Origin of the sequence: Microbacterium festucae (assembly GCF_025421715.1) — a bacterium.
Lineage (GTDB): Bacteria > Actinomycetota > Actinomycetes > Actinomycetales > Microbacteriaceae > Microbacterium > Microbacterium festucae.
In genome coordinates this window covers 509,718-526,164 of sequence record NZ_JAOEFC010000001.1, presented here as the reverse complement: position 1 = coordinate 526,164, position 16,447 = coordinate 509,718, and the positions used below count along the sequence as shown (strand labels likewise).

Annotated in this window: 11 protein-coding genes; 9 read left to right on the top strand and 2 right to left on the bottom strand. The window is 71.9% G+C overall.

What is annotated here, in order from left to right; all coding sequences use genetic code 11:
* The first annotated feature begins 47 nt into the window (after positions 1-47).
* From pxpA to N3K63_RS02300, 4 genes are all read left to right on the top strand, one after another.
* Positions 48-803 (top strand): 5-oxoprolinase subunit PxpA, encoded by a 756-nt coding sequence (pxpA, locus tag N3K63_RS02315; RefSeq protein WP_261578342.1) that lies wholly within the window; start codon positions 48-50, stop codon positions 801-803.
* Between the two features lie 134 nt (positions 804-937).
* Positions 938-2,449, top strand: a complete 1,512-nt coding sequence (locus N3K63_RS02310; protein ID WP_390894909.1) for a 5-oxoprolinase subunit B/C family protein — start codon at positions 938-940, stop codon at positions 2,447-2,449.
* 241 nt (positions 2,450-2,690) lie between these two features.
* Positions 2,691-6,188, top strand: a complete 3,498-nt coding sequence (gene rpoB / locus N3K63_RS02305; protein ID WP_261578341.1) for a DNA-directed RNA polymerase subunit beta — start codon at positions 2,691-2,693, stop codon at positions 6,186-6,188.
* 72 nt (positions 6,189-6,260) lie between these two features.
* Positions 6,261-10,130, top strand: a complete 3,870-nt coding sequence (locus N3K63_RS02300) for a DNA-directed RNA polymerase subunit beta' (protein WP_261578340.1) — start codon at positions 6,261-6,263, stop codon at positions 10,128-10,130.
* Between the two features lie 448 nt (positions 10,131-10,578).
* Here the strand turns inward: N3K63_RS02300 and N3K63_RS02295 are convergent, their stop codons facing one another.
* The gene (locus tag N3K63_RS02295; RefSeq protein WP_261578339.1) at positions 10,579-10,704 is read right to left on the bottom strand and encodes a hypothetical protein; all 126 of its coding nucleotides are present in this window, start codon (positions 10,702-10,704) and stop codon (positions 10,579-10,581) included.
* A 135-nt stretch (positions 10,705-10,839) separates the two neighbouring features.
* On the opposite strand from N3K63_RS02295, the gene N3K63_RS02290 reads away from it, so the two are divergent.
* The gene (locus N3K63_RS02290) at positions 10,840-11,433 is read left to right on the top strand and encodes a hypothetical protein (protein WP_261578338.1); all 594 of its coding nucleotides are present in this window, start codon (positions 10,840-10,842) and stop codon (positions 11,431-11,433) included.
* Between the two features lie 22 nt (positions 11,434-11,455).
* On the opposite strand, the gene N3K63_RS02285 is transcribed toward N3K63_RS02290, so the two are convergent.
* Positions 11,456-12,103 (bottom strand): hypothetical protein, encoded by a 648-nt coding sequence (locus N3K63_RS02285; RefSeq protein ID WP_261578337.1) that lies wholly within the window; start codon positions 12,101-12,103, stop codon positions 11,456-11,458.
* Positions 12,104-12,230: 127 nt separating this feature from the next.
* Here N3K63_RS02285 and N3K63_RS02280 point away from each other — a divergent pair, with 127 nt between their 5' ends.
* The 4 genes from N3K63_RS02280 to N3K63_RS02265 are packed head-to-tail and all read left to right on the top strand — an operon-like array spanning position 12,231 to position 16,266.
* Complete coding sequence (locus N3K63_RS02280; protein WP_261578336.1) at positions 12,231-13,301, top strand: ABC transporter; 1,071 nt, start codon at positions 12,231-12,233, stop codon at positions 13,299-13,301.
* A 40-nt stretch (positions 13,302-13,341) separates the two neighbouring features.
* Complete coding sequence (locus N3K63_RS02275) at positions 13,342-13,782, top strand: DUF6121 family protein (RefSeq protein ID WP_261578335.1); 441 nt, start codon at positions 13,342-13,344, stop codon at positions 13,780-13,782.
* A 60-nt stretch (positions 13,783-13,842) separates the two neighbouring features.
* Positions 13,843-14,508, top strand: a complete 666-nt coding sequence (locus N3K63_RS02270; protein ID WP_261579162.1) for a spermidine/putrescine ABC transporter substrate-binding protein — start codon at positions 13,843-13,845, stop codon at positions 14,506-14,508.
* A 51-nt stretch (positions 14,509-14,559) separates the two neighbouring features.
* A complete protein-coding gene (locus tag N3K63_RS02265; RefSeq protein WP_261578334.1) occupies positions 14,560-16,266 on the top strand; it encodes an FHA domain-containing protein in 1,707 nt (568 codons plus the stop codon).
* Positions 16,267-16,447: the final 181 nt, after the last annotated feature.

The window sequence follows — 16,447 nt, the reverse complement described above, 5'->3', positions numbered from 1 at the left end:
CGCCGTCCGGCCCGCCGCGTCGGGGCCGCTCCCGGTACCGTGGAGCCATGCCGGCGATCGACCTCAACGCGGACCTCGGCGAGACCGTCGACGGCGTCCCGACCGCCGACGACGACGCCATGTTCGCCGTCGTGTCCTCCGCCTCGGTCGCCTGCGGGGCGCACGCCGGCGACGCCCTCTCGATGGCGGATGCCGCGGCCCGCGCGCGCCGGTTCGGCGTGGCCGTCGGGGCGCACCCCTCCTATCCCGACCGGGCCGGCTTCGGCCGCACGCGCATCGAGATGACCGCCGAGGCCCTCGGCGCGAGCGTCGCCGGGCAGCTGGCCGCGCTCGTCGCCGCCGGCGCCGACGTGCGCTACGTCAAGCCCCACGGCGCGCTCTACCACGCGGTGCAGGCTGACCCCGCGCAGGCGCAGGCGGTGGTGGGCGCCGTCGCCGACCTGTCGCGCACGCTCGGGCGGGCGCTGCCGGTGCTGGGGCTGCCCGGGGCGATCTCCGACGCCGCCGCCGCGGCGGGCCTGCCCTTCCGGGTCGAGGCGTTCCTCGACCGCGGCTACCTGCCCGACGGGTCGCTCGTGCCGCGCGGCGAGCCCGGCGCCCTGCTCGCCGATCCCGACCTCGTCGCCGCCCGCGCGGTGCGGCTCGCGCGCGACGGCGTCGTCGAGGCCGTCGACGGCACGCTCGTGCGCGCCGACGCCGTCTCGCTGTGCGTGCACGGCGACTCGCCCGGCGCCGTCGCCATGGCCCGCGCCGTGCGCGCGGCGCTGCAGGCCGCGGGCGTCGAGATCCGCGCGCCATGGTGAGCGGCGGCCCCGTCCCCAGGGGCTCCGCTCACGGCGGCCCCGTTCCCGGGGTTCCCATTCCGAGTGGTGCCGATCCCGGGGGCGTCGCGCCCGGCGACACGGTTCCGCGGCTGCGGCCGTTCGGCGACCGCGCGGTGCTGGCCGAGGTCGACACGCTCGACGACGTGCTCGCGCTGCACACGCGGCTGCAGTCCACCCGGCCGCCGGGGGTCATCGACCTCGTGCCCGCCGCGCGCACCGTGCTCGTGCACGTCGACCCGGCACGGCTGACCCTCGCCGCGGCCCGCGGCTGGCTTCTCGACACCTCGGCAGCGGCGTCGGCGCCTCCGCGTCCGGCATCCGTGGTCGACCTGCCCATCACCTACGACGGCGCCGACCTGCACGCCGTCGCAGCGCTGCTGGGCATGTCGCCCGACGCGCTCGCCGCCCGGCACGCCGCCGCGGCGTGGACCGTCGCCTTCACCGGCTTCGCCCCGGGGTTCGGCTACCTGGTGAGCCCCGACTGGACCCTCGACGTGCCGCGCCTCACCGCCCCGCGCACCCGCGTCCCGCAGGGAGCGGTGGGCCTGGCCGGCGCCTTCACCGGCGCCTACCCGCGCGAGACCCCGGGCGGCTGGCAGCTGATCGGCACCACCGCAGCGCCGCTGTTCGACCCCGCCGCCGACCCGCCCGCGCTCCTCGCCCCCGGCAGCCGCGTGCGCGTCGTCGTCGTCCCCGCCACCGCGACGATCGGTGCGCCGGCGCCTGCGCAGTCGTCGACGCCGCCCGCGACCCCGCCGGCCGCCCCCGCGCTGGTCGTGCGCGACCCGGGACTGCGCGCGACCGTGCAAGACCTCGGCCGCCCCGGCCACCTCGCCGAGGGGATCGCCCCCGCCGGCGCCGCCGACCGCGGGGCGCTGCGCACCGCGAACCGCCTCGTCGGCAACCCCGAAGCGGCCGCCGGCATCGAGATCGCCCTCGGCGGCTTCCGCGCCACCGCACGCGCCGACCTCTGGGTCGCCGTCACCGGGGCGTGGGGCCCCGTGCGCATCGGCGGGCGCGCGGTCGACCCCTACACCGCCGTGCCGTGGCCGGCGGGGGAGGAGCTCCACATCGACTGGGCCGCCCACGGCGCGCGCGCCTACCTCGCCGTCCGCGGCGGCGTCGAGGCCCCCGCCGTCGCCCGCTCGCGGTCCACCGACTCGCTCTCCGGCCTCGGCCCGCCCGCCCTGGCCGCCGGCAGCGCCCTGGCGCTCGCGGGGGAAGCGGTCGCTCCCGTCCCGGCATCCGATCTGCACCCCTGGTCGCCGCCGGACGACACCGCACTCGAGGTCGCCCTCGCCCCGGGGCCCCGCGCCGACTGGTTCACTCCCGCCGCCCACCGGGCGCTCTTCGACGCCGTGTGGACAGTCTCGAACGAGGCCGACCGCGTCGGCATCCGCCTCGACGGCCCCGCGCTCGCGCGCATCCGCACCGCCGAACTGCCCAGCGAAGGCATGCTCCCCGGCGCGATCCAGGTGCCGCCGAGCGGACAGCCCGTGATCCTCGGACCCGACGGGCCCGTCACCGGCGGCTACCCCGTCATCGCGGTGGTCGCCGACGACTCGCTCGACGCCCTCGCGCAGGCACGCCCGGGCACCCGGGTGCGCTTCCGCCACACCCGCTGAGGTCTGGCCACGCGGTTATACCGCAGCATCCGAAACTCGTCAAGGAACCTGCTGGACATGGCGTGTCTCGATGCGTATAGTGGGTAGTTGCGCTCCCGTCCCCCTTGCCTTCATATGGTGGTCGGCTTGTGCCTGCGCCCCGTCCCGATGAAGACGGTGGATGCCGCAGGCGTCGGACCTGGGAGCACTCCACCTGACGACAAGGACACCGGCCCGTCCCGGGCCCACGGAGGTAATCCCCTTGGCTGCTGCGCGCAACGCAACCAATTCCACCACCCCCAAGAACGGCCGCGGCGCATCGCGTCTGTCGTTCGCGAAGATCACCGACACGCTCACGGTCCCCGACCTGCTGGCGCTGCAGACCGAGTCCTTCGACTGGCTCGTCGGCAACGACGCATGGAAGAACCGTGTCGCCGAGGCGGAGGCCGCCGGTCGCACCGACGTGCCCAACACCAGCGGACTCGAGGAGATCTTCGAGGAGATCTCGCCCATCGAGGACCTCGGCGAGACCATGCAGCTCTCGTTCACGAACCCCTACCTCGAGCCCGAGAAGTACTCGATCGAAGAGTGCAAGGAGCGTGGCAAGACCTACGCCGCCCCGCTCTACGTCGAGGCCGAGTTCATGAACCACCTCACCGGTGAGATCAAGACCCAGACGGTCTTCATGGGCGACTTCCCGCTCCAGACCGGTCGCGGCACCTTCATCATCAACGGCACCGAGCGTGTCGTCGTCTCGCAGCTCGTGCGCTCGCCCGGCGTCTACTTCGACAAGACGCCCGACAAGACCTCCGACAAGGACATCGTCTCGGCGCGCGTCATCCCCAGCCGCGGCGCCTGGCTCGAGTTCGAGATCGACAAGCGCGACCAGGTCGGCGTGCGCATCGACCGCAAGCGCAAGCAGTCGGTGACCGTCTTCCTCAAGGCCCTCGGCCTGTCGAGCGAGGACATCCTCGCCGAGTTCGCCGGCTTCGAGTCCATCGAGGACACCCTCAGCAAGGACACGATCCTCACCAAGGAAGACGCGCTGCGCGACATCTACCGCAAGCTGCGTCCGGGCGAGCAGGTCGCCGCCGAGGCCGCCCGCGCGCTGCTGGACAACTTCTACTTCAACCCGAAGCGCTACGACCTCGCCAAGGTCGGCCGGTACAAGATCAACCAGAAGCTCGGTCTCGAGGGCCCCCTCTCCGACTCCGTGCTCACCGTCGCCGACATCGTCGCGACGATCAAGTACCTCGTCGCGCTGCACCGCGGCGACGCGTCGATCAACGGCGTCCGCGGCGGCCAGCCCGCCGAGATCCGTCTCGACATCGACGACATCGACAACTTCGGCAACCGTCGCATCCGCGCCGTCGGCGAGCTCATCCAGAACCAGGTCCGCACCGGTCTGTCTCGCATGGAGCGCGTCGTCCGCGAGCGCATGACCACGCAGGACATCGAGGCGATCACGCCGCAGACCCTGATCAACGTGCGCCCCGTCGTCGCCGCGATCAAGGAGTTCTTCGGAACCTCGCAGCTGTCGCAGTTCATGGACCAGAACAACCCGCTCGCGGGTCTGACCCACAAGCGTCGCCTCTCGGCGCTGGGCCCCGGTGGTCTGTCGCGTGAGCGTGCCGGCGTCGAGGTTCGTGACGTCCACCCCTCGCACTACGGCCGCATGTGCCCGATCGAGACTCCGGAAGGCCCGAACATCGGCCTCATCGGCTCGCTCGCCTCGTTCGCCCGCATCAACGCGTTCGGCTTCATCGAGACGCCGTACCGTCGCGTGGTCGAGGGCAAGGTCACCGACAACATCGACTACCTGACCGCCTCGCAGGAGGCCGACTACATCGTCGCCCAGGCCGGTGTGGAGCTCGCCGCCGACGGCTCGTTCGCCAGCGACCGCGTGCTCGCCCGCCGTGGCCAGGGTGGCGAGGTCGACCTGTTCCACGCCGACGAGATCGGCTACATGGACGTCTCGCCGCGCCAGATGGTGTCGGTGGGTACCTCGCTCATCCCGTTCCTCGAGCACGACGACGCCAACCGCGCCCTCATGGGTGCGAACATGCAGCGTCAGGCCGTGCCGCTGCTGCGCAGCGACTCGCCGCTCGTGGGCACCGGTATGGAGGGCTACGCCGCCATCGACGCCGGTGACGTCGTCACCGCCGAGAAGGCCGGTGTCGTGCTCGAGGTCTCGGCCGACGTCGTGACCGTGCAGCTCGACGAGGGCGGCACGCAGGACTACTTCCTGCGCAAGTTCGACCGCTCCAACCAGGGCAACTCCTACAACCAGCGCGTCATCGTCTCCGCCGGCGACCGCGTCGAGGTGGGCGAGGTCCTCGCCGACGGCCCCGCCACCGAGAACGGTGAGCTGGCCATCGGCAAGAACCTCCTCGTCGCCTTCATGACGTGGGAGGGTCACAACTTCGAGGACGCCATCATCCTCAGCCAGGAGCTCGTCAAGAACGACACGCTCTCCTCGATCCACATCGAGGAGTACGAGGTCGACGCGCGCGACACCAAGCTCGGCAAGGAGGAGATCACCCGTGACCTCCCCAACGTCAGCCCCGACCTGCTGAAGGACCTCGACGAGCGCGGCATCGTCCGCATCGGCGCCGAGGTGCGTCCTGGCGACATCCTCGTCGGCAAGGTCACGCCCAAGGGTGAGACCGAGCTGTCGGCCGAGGAGCGCCTGCTCCGCGCGATCTTCAACGAGAAGAGCCGCGAGGTGCGCGACACGTCCCTGAAGGTGCCTCACGGCGAGCAGGGCACGATCATCGCGGTCAAGGAGTTCAACGCCGAAGACGGCGACGACGAGCTCGGCTCGGGCGTCAACCGTCGCGTCGTGGTGTACATCGCCCAGAAGCGCAAGATCACCGAGGGTGACAAGCTCGCCGGTCGTCATGGCAACAAGGGCGTCATCGCGAAGATCCTCCCCGTCGAGGACATGCCCTTCCTCGCCGACGGCACCCCCGTCGACGTCGTGCTCAACCCGCTCGGCATCCCCGGCCGCATGAACTTCGGCCAGGTGCTCGAGACCCACCTCGGGTGGATCGCGAAGCAGGGCTGGAAGGTCGACGGCTCGCCGGAGTGGGCCAAGGAGCTGCCGGAGGCCGCCCGCGAGGCCGCTCCCGGCACCAAGGTTGCCACCCCGGTGTTCGACGGTGCGCGCGAGGAGGAGATCGTCGGTCTGCTCGACTCGACCCTCCCCAACCGCGACGGCGACCGCCTCATCGGCGGCTCGGGCAAGACGGTGCTCTTCGACGGCCGCAGCGGTGACCCGTTCCCGGCCCCGATCTCGGTCGGCTACATGTACATCCTGAAGCTGCACCACCTCGTCGACGACAAGATCCACGCCCGCTCGACCGGCCCGTACTCGATGATCACCCAGCAGCCGCTCGGTGGTAAGGCGCAGTTCGGCGGTCAGCGCTTCGGTGAGATGGAGGTGTGGGCCCTCGAGGCCTACGGTGCCGCCTACGCGCTGCAGGAGCTCCTGACGATCAAGTCCGACGACATCGTGGGCCGCGTCAAGGTCTACGAGGCGATCGTCAAGGGTGAGAACATCCAGGAGCCCGGCATCCCCGAGTCCTTCAAGGTGCTCATGAAGGAGATGCAGTCGCTGTGCCTGAACGTCGAGGTCCTCTCGGCCGACGGTACCGAGGTCAACCTCCGCGACACCGACGATGAGGCCTTCCGCGCGGCGGAAGAGCTCGGCATCAACATCTCCAGCCGCTTCGAGTCCTCGTCCATCGACGAGATCTGATCCGGCCGATTTCGATAGGGCGGCTGCGCCGCCCACTCAATCACCGAAGTTTTTAAGCACACAGGAGAATCAGTGCTCGAGTCACACACCTTCGATCAGCTTCGCATCGGCCTGGCCACCGCCGACGACATCCGTCGTTGGTCCTACGGCGAGGTCAAGAAGCCCGAGACCATCAACTACCGCACCCTCAAGCCCGAGAAGGACGGTCTGTTCGGCGAGCAGATCTTCGGACCTTCCCGCGACTGGGAGTGCGCCTGCGGCAAGTACAAGCGCGTCCGCTTCAAGGGCATCGTCTGCGAGCGCTGCGGCGTCGAGGTCACCAAGTCCTCGGTGCGTCGTGAGCGCATGGGCCACATCGAGCTCGCCGCCCCCGTCACCCACATCTGGTACTTCAAGGGCGTGCCCTCGCGCCTCGGCTACCTGCTGGACATGGCGCCGAAGGACCTCGAGAAGGTCATCTACTTCGCCGCCTACATGGTCATCTCGGTCGATGAGGAGGCCCGCCACCGCGACCTCCCCACGCACGAGTCGAACCTGCGCCTCGAGATCAAGAACCTCGGAGACCGTCGCGACGCCCGCATCGCCTCCCGCCTCGCCAAGCTGGAGGAGGAGCTCGCCGCGCTCGAGGAGGAAGGCGCCAAGGCCGACCAGAAGAAGAAGGTCAAGGATGCCGCCGAGAAGGACATGGCATCCATCCGCAAGAACCTCGACGAGCAGATCGCCAAGCTCGAGCGCATGTGGGAGGAGTTCCGCACGCTCGAGGTGGGTCAGCTCAAGCAGGAGGACGACGTCTTCCACGAGCTGCAGGACCGCTTCGGTCAGTACTTCGAGGCCTACATGGGCGCCGAGTCGATCCAGCGTCGTCTGCAGGCCTTCGACCTGGCCGCCGAGTCGGAGAACCTGCACCTGCAGATCTCCGAGGGCAAGGGCCAGCGCAAGATCCGCGCGATCAAGCGTCTGAAGGTCGTCAACTCGTTCCTGCAGACCGGCATGTCGCCGGCCGCGATGGTGCTCGACGTCGTCCCGGTGATCCCGCCGGAGCTGCGTCCCATGGTCCAGCTCGACGGTGGCCGCTTCGCGACCTCCGACCTCAACGACCTGTACCGTCGCGTGATCAACCGCAACAACCGCCTCCGTCGCCTGATCGACCTCGGTGCCCCCGAGATCATCGTCAACAACGAGAAGCGCATGCTGCAGGAGGCCGTCGACGCCCTGTTCGACAACGGCCGCCGCGGTCGCCCCGTCACCGGTACCGGCAACCGTGCCCTCAAGTCCCTCAGCGACATGCTGAAGGGCAAGCAGGGTCGTTTCCGCCAGAACCTGCTCGGCAAGCGCGTGGACTACTCGGGCCGTTCGGTCATCATCGTCGGCCCGCAGCTCAAGCTCCACCAGTGCGGTCTGCCCAAGCAGATGGCCCTCGAGCTGTTCAAGCCGTTCGTGATCAAGCGCCTGATCGACCTCGGTCACTCGCAGAACATTAAGGCCGCCAAGCGCGCCGTCGAGCGCACCCGTCCCGAGGTCTGGGACGTGCTCGAGGAGATCATCCGCGAGCGCCCGGTGCTGCTCAACCGTGCCCCGACCCTGCACCGCCTGGGCATCCAGGCCTTCGAGCCTCAGCTCGTCGAGGGCAAGGCCATCCAGCTGCACCCGCTCGTCTGCGCGGCGTTCAACGCCGACTTCGACGGTGACCAGATGGCCGTGCACCTGCCGCTGTCGGTCGAGGCTCAGGCTGAGGCCCGCGTGCTGATGCTCGCGTCGAACAACATCCTGAAGCCCTCCGACGGCCGTCCGGTCACCCTGCCCTCGCAGGACATGATCATCGGTCTGCACCACCTGACGACCCTCAAGCAGGGCGCCGCAGGTGAGGGCCGCGTGTTCGGTTCGGTCGGCGAGGCGATCCTGGCCAAGGACGAGGGCACCCTCGACCTGCAGGCCAAGGTCCGCATCCGCATCCCGGGTCTGAGCTTCCTCGAGGGCGAAGCCCCCGAGGGCTACGAGCGTCACGGCCTCGTGGACGCCTCGCTCGGTCAGGCGATCTTCAACGACACCCTCCCCAAGGGCTACCCGTTCGTTCGCGAGCAGGCCGACAAGGGCAAGCTGTCGCAGATCGTCAACAAGCTGGCCGAGGAGTACACCAAGACCGAGACGGCTGCGTCGCTCGACCGCATCAAGGACGCCGGCTTCCACTGGGCGACCCGCTCCGGCGTGACCGTCGCCCTCAGCGACGTGCTGACCCCGCCCAACAAGGGCGAGATCGTCGCGGGCTACGAGAAGCAGGCCGCCAAGGTGCAGGGCCAGTTCGAGAAGGGCCTCACGACCGACGCCGAGCGTCGTCAGGAGCTCATCAAGATCTGGACCGAGGCGACCGACGAGATCCAGAAGGCGATGCGGGACAACTTCCCCGAGGACAACACCATCAACCGCATGGTGAGCTCCGGCGCCCGAGGCAACTGGCTGCAGATCCGCAACATCGCGGGTATGCGAGGCCTGGTGAACAACCCCAAGGGTGAGATCATCCCCCGTCCGATCATCTCCTCGTACCGCGAGGGTCTGTCGGTGGCGGAGTACTTCATCGCGACGCACGGTGCCCGTAAGGGTCTGGCCGACACGGCCCTCCGTACCGCCGACTCGGGTTACCTCACCCGTCGTCTCGTGGACGTCTCGCAGGATGTCATCATCCGCGAGGAGGACTGCGGCACGAGCAAGGGCCTCGAGTTCGTCATCGCAGCTCCGGGCGCCGACGGCACCCTGGTGCGCGACGCGAACGTCGAGAACTCGGTGTTCGCCCGCACGCTGGCAGCCGACGCGGTGGATGCCGCGGGCACGGTGCTCGCCGACGCCGGTGACGACGTGGGCGACGTGCTCATCGACAAGCTCGTCGAGGCGGGTGTCGAGTCCATCAAGGTGCGCTCGGTGCTCACCTGCGACTCGGCCGTCGGTGTCTGCGCGAAGTGCTACGGCCGTTCGCTCGCGACCGGCAAGCTCGTCGACATCGGCGAGGCCGTCGGCATCATCGCGGCCCAGTCGATCGGTGAGCCCGGCACGCAGCTGACGATGCGTACCTTCCACACCGGTGGTACCGCCGGCGCCGATGACATCACGCAGGGTCTGCCCCGTGTGCAGGAGCTGTTCGAGGCGCGCACCCCCAAGGGCGCGTCCCCGATCGCCGAGGCCGACGGTCGCATCACGATCGACGAGACCGACAAGGCCAAGAAGGTCATCCTCACGCCCGACAACGGCGACGAGCCGCATGTCTACCCCGTGCTCAAGCGCGCGACGCTGCTGGTCGAGGACGGCCAGCGTGTCACGGTCGGCCAGCCGCTGCAGGTCGGAACGCTCGACCCCAAGGAGGTCATGCGCGTGCAGGGTGCCCGCGAGGTGCAGAAGTACCTCGTCGGCGGCGTGCAGGGCGTGTACCGCTCGCAGGGTGTGCCGATCCACGACAAGCACATCGAGGTCATCGTGCGCCAGATGCTGCGCAAGGTCACCGTCGTCGACCACGGCGACACCGACCTGCTGCCCGGTGAGCTGGTGGACTTCAAGCGCTACCAGGAGATCAACCGCACCGCGGTGGTCGAGGGCAAGCGCCCCGCGTCGGGTCGTCCCGAGCTGATGGGTATCACGAAGGCGTCGCTCGCGACGGAGTCGTGGCTGTCGGCCGCGTCGTTCCAGGAGACCACCCGCGTCCTGACGCAGGCGGCCATGGACGGCAAGAGCGACCCGCTGGTGGGCCTCAAGGAGAACGTCATCATCGGAAAGCTCATCCCCGCCGGCACCGGACTCACGAAGTACCGCAATGTCACGGTGGAGGCGACCGAAGAGGCCAAGAGCGAGCGGTACCCCAACCGCATCTTCGCCTCGGACGGCGCCTACAGCGACGCCGACCTGAGCTACGTCGACTTCGACAGCTTCACCACCGACGACTTCACGTCGTACAACTGAGCTAGCTCAACGAAGGCCCCGGGTCCCCGACCCGGGGCCTTCGCCGTCCCCGCCGCCCGCTGGCCGTGCCGCTGCGGGCGATTCGGCGACCGATCCAGGGTCGCGATCACCCACCTCACCCACCCCGAGCCCGCCGCTCCGGACCCCGATTCACGCGCTGGTGCCGGCGCGGGCCGATGCTGGGGCGCCGGCATCCCGTGCGCCTGGGGGCCCCGCGGCGCGCCTCCCTCACCCGTTGCCGCAGCTGCTGGGCGGTGCGCGAGAGTCGACGGCATCCGCCTTGGCCCCACCCCGATCCGCTCCGACCGGCCCCGCAGGTGGCTGGTCGCGCCGCGCCACGGCGCATAACTCAGGCAGATTCGGCCGTGCGGGCCGATTCGGCGGCCGCAGATGCGAAACAGCCTGAGTTATGCGCCGGTGGCGCGGGGCGAGGCGGGCGGATGCCGCGTCAGCGCACCTGCGTGACCTCGAACTGCAGGCGGGGGGCGCAGAACTCCTGCGACTCGCGGAGCTGCAGCTCGCGCGTGCGGTGTCGAGGCTGGTCTGCCGCACCCCGCCCGTCCGGGGCCGCCATCACCCTCCCACCCCGCCCGTCCGGGGTCGCCACCACCCACCTCCCGGCCTGCGAGCCCGCCGCACGCGACCCCGAATCGGGGGATGGTGCGGGTGTCGATCGGATGCCGGGGCGTCGGGGACGTAGCGTGGAGGCATGGCTCGGGTCGGCGGCAGGAACGCGGTGTTCGCGTGGATCGTCGGCATCATCTGCGCCGGGGTCGTGGGCGCGCTCGCGTTCATCGCCTTCCCCCTCGTGCAGCCCTCGCTGGCGTGGATGGGGGATGCTGCCGGCCAGCCGACCGCGACCTCGTCGCCCGTCGACGGGGCTCCGGCCGGGCTCGACGAGTGCCGCGACCTCTACGACAACGCGCTCTGGGCGTCGCTGGAGTGGACGCCCGGCGCAGAGCTGAAGACCTCCACCGAGCCGCCGCGCACCGCCGCGACCGATCTCGTCGCCGCGCTGCAGCCGCAGGTGCTGTTCACGTGCGACTGGACGTCGGACGACGGCGCGATCTCGACGACCGTGGCGCGCGTACCCGCCGACGCCGGGGCGATCTCGGCGACGGCGCTGTCGGGCGCGGGTTACGCGTGCAACGAGGCCGCCGGTCGCGTCGTGTGCACGCGCGTCGACGGCGAGACCACCGACACGGTCGAGACCGGCGCGGGCCTGTGGGTGTCGACCGTGCAGACCACGTGGCAGCCCGTGCAGTATCAGAGCCGCATCGGCGACCGGGTCTGGGCCGGCTGAACGCCGCGCGACTGCGGCGCTCTCAGCCCGCCGGCCACAGCGCCGCGATGACGGCGTTGGTGTAGCCCTTCGGGGCGAGGTTCGAGTACTGCGTGTCGACGATCACCCCGTCGCGGTAGAAGAGCGTGCGTCCCTGCTCCACCGGCAGCGACGGATGCTGCCACGTCTTCTCGCAGCGGATCCCGCCGCGCGGTTCGTAGCAGGTGTACCCGTCGTTGCCGAGGGCGTACAGGGCGTCGCGGGCGTCGCGGTCGGGGGCGTAGCCGATGACGGTCGCCAGCCACGTGCCCACCGACCCGGGTTCGCCCCAGATGCACACGCGGCTGCTGTCGGCGCGGATGCCGCCGCCCATGCCGGGCGCGTTGAGCGAGACGCCCTCGAGCTCGGCCAGCACCGCCGGGGTGAGGATGGCGCGGCAGTCGGAGGGGAGGGCGGTCGTCGAGGTCGAGGGTCCGGTGGGGAACGCGGCGAGTTCGGGGGCCGCGGCGGCCGCCGTGGGCGACACCGCGACCGGGGCGCTCGTGCTGGGGGCGGGGGCGGCGTCGGGCTCCGGCGCGCACGCCGCGAAGCCGAACACGAGCGCGGCGCCCACGGTCACCGTCCCCAGGGCGCGCAACGGGCGGATGCCGCGCGCGCGGGCGGCCGAACGGTGAGGGCGGACACGGGTCATGCCTCCACGATAGGCACCGGATCGGCCACAGCCGCGTGACACGTCGGCACGCCTCCCGCCCGGGGGGCGGACCCGGCGTTACGCTCGGCACTGCGGTGGCGTGCGCCCCGCGTGAGGAGCAGCCGCCATGAGCGACCACAAGAACGGCGAACCCGTCCCGGAGTCCACGTCCACCGACGCGGGTGCCGGCGTCGACGACGTCGTCAGCAGCGCCCACGCGGGCCTGGCCGACGCCGAGGCCGCCTCCCGTGACGCCGTCCGCGACGAGCCCGCGCCCGTCGTCCGCGACGAGACCGTCACCGACGCCCCCACCGACACCACTGTCGCGCCCGTGACCGCCGAGCCCGTCGTGGCCCCGCCGGTCACGACCGAGCCGGCCGCCGACCGTGCCGCCGACCGTGCCTACGACGAGCGCCCCGCCGACGCCCCCGTCGCCGCCGAGACCGTCGCCGCGCCCGTCGTCGACGAGCCGACGGCCGTCTACGAGCCCTCCCACACCGCCGAGGCCGCGTACGCCGGATCGTCGGGCGACCTCGACCCCGCCATCTACGGGGCCGGTGCCGGCCTGGCCGGAGCCGGAGTCGGTGCCGCCGCGGTCACGCCCAGCGAGCCCGCCATCGCCTCCACCCCGCAGCCGATCTTCGTGCAGGCGCCCGAAGCCCCGCGCCTGCGCGGGAACCGCGGCGCCGCCGGGGCCATCGGCCTGCTGGCCGCGCTCTCGTTCGGCGTGCTGTACCTCATCGCGGCGCTCGTGCTGCGTGTCGTCGACGGCGATGCGACCACGGCCGACCTCGGCGCCGAGGCCCTCTCGGCCGTCACCTCGTGGTGGTTCTGGGTGCCGGTGGCGGTGTTCTTCCTCGCCTTCTGGCTGCTGGGCGCGATCATCAACCGCGGCCGCTGGGGCTCGTGGGTGATCTTCGGTCTGCTCGTGGGCGTCGCCGCCTACGGCGGGCACCTGCTCGGTCAGCTCTTCCAGGCGCAGTTCTGGACCCTCACCGCCAGCCAGGGCGCCGACCTCGTGCAGGACCAGCTGCTGGCCCCGCTCGCGGTCATCGCGTTCGTCCTCGGCCGCGAGATCACGATCTGGTTCGGCGCCTGGGCGGCCGCGCGCGGCAAGCGCGTGACCGAGCTCAACGTCGAGGCGCGTCGCGAGTACGAGCGCACCCTCGAGGCGGGGCCGCAGCTGCACCGCCTCTGAGCCCATGTCGACTCCCGGTCGCGCAGGCGTGTCACCCCCGGTGGCACTGGCCTTCGCGACCGTCGGCTTCTTCGCCCTCGTCATCGCGGGCTTCGGGCTGGCGAGTCTGGCCACCGGCGCCGAGGTGATCGGCTCGCCCGGGCTCGGGCAGCTGCCCGGCATACTCGGCACCGCCGTGGCCGTCGTGGGCTTCGCCACCACCCTCTGGTCGGCCGTCCGCCGGCCCCAGCCCACCTACCTCAGCGCCCTGTGGGTGACCGCGGCCGCCGTGGCCGGCTACCTCGTCGGGCTGGCGGTGGGCGCCCTCGTGCAGGGGGCCGACCCGGCGCGGGCCGTCGGCGCGGCCGGGCAGTTCGCGATCTCGTGGTTCAGCGTGCTGCTGGCGGGCTGCGCGCTGGTGGCCGCCTGGTGCGGGATCGCCCTGGTGCGCACCCGCGCGCACCGTCCGCGGTGGCCCTGGGAGGACGCCGACGACGAGTGATCGCGCGTCGGCATCCGCGAATCCACGCGATTCGGCCCGAATGCGACCACAATGGATGCCGTGGAGCGCTCCCTCGAGACGCAGGTGAGCCAGGCGGTCGACGCCTGGCTGCGCTGGCTGCCGCGCTGGGAGCCGGCCACGCACCGCGGCCGGGTGGCGCCGTGCCGTCGCTGCCTCGGGTCGCCGGTTCTCTCGGCGGCCGGACTCGGCTCCGACGTGCCGCACGGGGTGCAGCACGGGCTGTCGATCCGCGTCAAGACGATCGTCGACCACGCCGTGGCCGATTACACCGCCAACAACCTGCCGATGCTGCAGGCCGAGCTCGACCAGCAGGCGGCGCGCAACCGGGCCCGCAGCTACCGCCCCGCCGAGGGGCTCGCCCCCGAGTTCGAGGGGCTGCCGCTGGATCCCGATCCGCTGCCCGGCGCCCCGTTCCTGTTCACGGTCGCCGGCATGGCCGACGAGGTCGATGCCGACATCCCGGCCCTGCCGCCGCTGAGCGAGGAGGCGAAGGTCGCCCTGCGCCAGGAGGTCGGCCTGGCCGACGACTACGCGAACATGATCGGCCGCGAGGTGTGCGCGGTGCTGCTGCACCACCGGCTGCGCATCCAGTCGGCGGTGGCCGAGTACGTCGAGCCGCAGATCTCGGCGATGCTCGACGAGCTCACCCGGTCGCTGGATGCGCCGTTCGATCCCACAGCAGACCCGGGCCTTCCCGAGCTCTGAGCGCACCGGCGCTGCCGGGCCGCTCCGGCGGGTGCCTCTAGGGTGTACATCATGACCACGTCCGTCATGTCCTCCACCCTCGACGGGTCGCTCACGCTCGTCACGGTGCTGTTGTCGACGGCGATCGGCATCGCCCTGTACATCTGGCTGGCCCTCGCCCTGTCGGCGATGTTCCGCAAGATGGGCGAAGCGTCGTGGAAGGGCTGGGTGCCGCTGCTGAACCTCGCCACCCTGCTGCGGTGGGGCGGTTTCAGCCCCTGGATGGTGCTGCTGGTGTTCGTGCCGGTGGTCGGTCTGCTGGTGGTCTGGGTGCTGCTGATCGTCTCGGCCCACCGCATCAACCAGGGCTACGGCTATGGCCCCGGCATGACGGTGCTGGCGGCGCTCCTGCATGTGGTGTGGGCCTCGATCCTCGGGTTCGGCCCGGCGCCGTGGCGCGGCGTGCGCCCCGCCGGTGACGCCCCTCCCGCCGGGCGGACGCCCGACGCGGATGCCGCGCCCACCGCGGCGCGCCTCGTCGACATCCCGCCCGTCGTGGCCCCGCGCGTGGCCGCAGCCACCGCCGCCGGGAGCCTGGCCACCCCCACCTCTCCCGCCGCCCCCGTCGACCTCTCGACGCCGACGGCGGCGGCCGCCCCCGCCGCCCCGGCCGCTCCCGCCCGCACCGCGGCGCCCGTGACCGGCGCCTCGTCGGCGCCGCAGGCGTGGGCGCCTCCCGCCCCCGGCGCCGCGCCGCAGCAGGCCTCGCCGCAGCACGAGATCCCGGATGCCGCCGCGCCGGCGCCCGCCGCGACCCCGGCCCCGGCCGCCGAGCCCGACATCGCCGGCTGGCCGTCCGAGGTCGACGACGTGTCGGCGGTCTCGCCGTCGCCGTTCCCGCCCAGCTCGGCCTCGGTCTCGGGAGCCCGCCACGTGCCGGCACCCGCCCCCGCCGACGAGGTCATCTCGTTCGTCCCCGGCCGCCGCCTCGGCGACGAGGCCGATCGCACGCCCGCCGCCCCCGCCGCCGCTCCCGCGGCTGCGGCCTCCGCCGCGCCGCCGGCTCCGGCCCGCACGTCGAGCGTGCCGGCATCCGAGGTGCCGCCCGCCGCGGCCGCCCCGGCCTCACCCGCCCCCGCCGCGGCCACCCCGCCCGCCCCCGCCGCGGCGGAGCCCGCGCCGGCGGAGCCCGCCCCGGCGGAGCAGCCCGTCGCCGACGCCCCGCCCGCCACCCGCGCGGCCACCCGTGCGCGCTGGTCGGGCCTCGACCCCGACGCGTTCCCCGAGCTGTCGGGCGAGGTCTCGGCCGTCGTCGGCTCGCCGGCCGCCGGCGCCCCGCGCTCGGCCCTCGGTGCGGTCTCGGCGCAGCAGCGCCGCGAGGCCGAGCTCGCCGACGACGCCGATGCGGGCGACGACGAGGTCGACCAGACCGTCATGGTGCGCCGCAAGCTTCCGACGTGGCGGCTGATCCCGGCATCCGGAGCACCGGTGGCCATCACCGGCGACGTCGCGATCCTCGGCCGCCGGCCCGCCGCCGACCCCGGGTTCCCGAGCGCGCAGCTCGTCGCCGTCGAAGACCTCGCGCGCACCGTCTCCAAGACCCACGCGCGCATCGAGCTGCGCGGTGAGCGCTGGCTGATCACCGATCTCGGCTCGACCAACGGCGTGCTCGTGCGCACCCTGATGGGCGACGAGGTCGAGATCGAGCCCGGCACGGAGCTCGCCGCGGGGGAGCGGTTCTTCCTCGGCGACGAAGAGTTCCGCCTGCTGCACGACTGAGACGTGGCGGCGAAGATCGGCCGCGTTTGACCGACCTCCGGAAACCCGGGTATCATTGACCGGGTGTGCGTACACGCACGCCCTGCGTCGTGCCCCGGTGCGGACAGGGGGAGCGGCACACACTCGGGAAGGTCCTGCGAACAGGACACCCCCACGGCATATCCACCACATCAAAAGCACG

Coding starts and splice junctions, on each gene's coding strand:
- N3K63_RS02265 (WP_261578334.1), top strand. CDS start 14,560: ATGACCACGTCCGTCATGTCCTCCACCCTCGACGGGTCGCTCACGCTC.
- pxpA (WP_261578342.1), top strand. CDS start 48: ATGCCGGCGATCGACCTCAACGCGGACCTCGGCGAGACCGTCGACGGC.
- N3K63_RS02285 (WP_261578337.1), bottom strand. CDS start 12,103: ATGACCCGTGTCCGCCCTCACCGTTCGGCCGCCCGCGCGCGCGGCATC.
- N3K63_RS02280 (WP_261578336.1), top strand. CDS start 12,231: ATGAGCGACCACAAGAACGGCGAACCCGTCCCGGAGTCCACGTCCACC.
- N3K63_RS02295 (WP_261578339.1), bottom strand. CDS start 10,704: ATGGCGGCCCCGGACGGGCGGGGTGCGGCAGACCAGCCTCGACACCGC.
- N3K63_RS02290 (WP_261578338.1), top strand. CDS start 10,840: ATGGCTCGGGTCGGCGGCAGGAACGCGGTGTTCGCGTGGATCGTCGGC.